The organism is Mesorhizobium sp. CNPSo 4671, from assembly GCF_057784245.1.
Genome location: NZ_JBWLUW010000054.1, coordinates 1 through 1923, shown reverse-complemented (window position 1 = coordinate 1923; position 1923 = coordinate 1). Strand labels below are relative to the sequence as shown.

The 1923-nt window shown below is 63.3% G+C and carries 2 protein-coding genes; both read right to left on the bottom strand.

Features of this window, described 5'->3' with window-relative positions; all coding sequences use genetic code 11:
- On the bottom strand, positions 1–1565 hold a 1565-nt coding region (gene groL / locus AC04SF_RS37280), incomplete at its 3' end, for a chaperonin GroEL (RefSeq protein ID WP_488481862.1).
- Between the two features lie 61 nt (positions 1566–1626).
- On the bottom strand, positions 1627–1923 hold the full coding sequence (gene groES / locus AC04SF_RS37275; RefSeq protein ID WP_006203049.1) for a co-chaperone GroES: 297 nt from the start codon (positions 1921–1923) through the stop codon (positions 1627–1629).

Sequence of the window (1923 nt, the reverse complement as noted above, 5' to 3'; positions counted from 1 at the left end):
GCGATCATGGCTTCGGTGGTGACGAGCAGGCCGGCGACCGAGGCCGCGTCCTGGAGAGCGGTGCGCACGACCTTGACCGGGTCGACGATGCCCATGGCGATCATGTCGCCATACTCGCCGGTCTGGGCGTTGTAACCGAAGGTCGCGCCCTTGTTCTCAAGGATCTTGCCGGCAACGATCGATGCTTCCGCACCGGCGTTGGCCGCGATCTGGCGGGCCGGAGCCTGCAGTGCCCGACGCACGATGTTGATGCCAGCGGCCTGGTCGGCATTGGCGCCGGTGGCCTTGATGTTGGCCGAAGCGCGCAGCAGGGCGACACCGCCGCCTGCAACGATGCCTTCTTCGACGGCCGCGCGGGTCGCGTTGAGGGCGTCATCGACGCGGTCCTTCTTTTCCTTGACTTCGACTTCCGTCGCACCGCCGACGCGGATCACCGCAACGCCGCCGGCGAGCTTCGCGAGACGTTCCTGCAGCTTCTCCTTGTCGTAGTCCGAGGTGGTCTCTTCGATCTGCTGCTTGATCTGGGCGACACGGCCCTGGATCTCGGCCTTCTTGCCGGCGCCGTCGACGATGGTGGTGTTCTCCTTGGAGATCGACACCTTCTTGGCGCGGCCGAGCATGTTGAGGCCGACGTTCTCGAGCTTGATGCCGAGGTCTTCCGAGATGACCTGGCCACCGGTGAGGATGGCGATGTCTTCCAGCATCGCCTTGCGGCGATCACCGAAGCCCGGAGCCTTGACGGCGGCGATCTTCAGGCCGCCACGCAGCTTGTTGACGACCAGCGTGGCCAGAGCCTCGCCTTCGACGTCTTCCGAGATGATGAGCAGCGGCTTGGAGGTCTGCACGACGGCTTCGAGAACCGGCAGCATGGCCTGCAGGTTGGAGAGCTTCTTCTCGTGGAGCAGGATGTAGGCGTCCTCGAGATCGGCAACCATCTTGTCGGCGTTGGTGACGAAGTAGGGCGAGAGGTAGCCGCGGTCGAACTGCATGCCTTCGACGACTTCGAGTTCGGTCTCGGCGGTCTTGGCTTCCTCAACCGTGATGACGCCCTCGTTGCCGACCTTCTGCATCGCTTCCGCGATCATCTTGCCGACCGACTCGTCGCCATTGGCCGAGATCGTGCCGACCTGGGCAACTTCCTCGGAGGTCTTGATCTTCTTGGCAGCCTTGCCGAGCGCCGCGACGACTTCGGTCACGGCCAGATCGATGCCGCGCTTCAGGTCCATCGGGTTCATGCCGGCGGCAACCGCCTTGTGGCCTTCCTGGACGATCGACTGCGCCAGAACGGTCGCGGTCGTGGTGCCGTCGCCGGCGATGTCGTTGGTCTTCGAAGCAACTTCGCGGACCATCTGCGCGCCCATGTTCTCGAACTTGTCCTCAAGCTCGATTTCCTTGGCGACGGTGACGCCGTCCTTGGTGATGCGCGGGGCGCCGAACGACTTGTCGATGACGACGTTGCGGCCCTTGGGGCCGAGTGTAACCTTCACCGCGTCGGCGAGGATGTTGACGCCGCGCAGCATGCGCTCACGGGCATCACGGGAGAATTTTACGTCTTTAGCAGCCATTTTTAGCTCCTGGCAGGGGCTTGGGGTAAGCCCGGAATTCAGTTGACGGTGAGGCCGATGATCAGCCGATGATGCCCATAATGTCGGATTCCTTCATGATCAGAAGGTCTTCGCCATTGAGCTTGACTTCGGTGCCCGACCACTTGCCGAACAGGATGCGGTCGCCAGCCTTGACGTCCAGGGGAACCAGCTTGCCGGCTTCGTCGCGCGCGCCGGAGCCGACGGCGATGATCTCGCCTTCCTGCGGCTTTTCCTTCGCCGTATCCGGGATGATGATCCCGCCGGCGGTCTTGGATTCGGATTCGACCCGCCGAACGACCACGCGGTCATGAAGCGGGCGGAACTTCGACTTTGCCAT

Excerpts from the sequence above, each read along its gene's own strand:
- groES (WP_006203049.1), bottom strand. The coding sequence starts at position 1,923 with ATGGCAAAGTCGAAGTTCCGCCCGCTTCATGACCGCGTGGTCGTTCGG.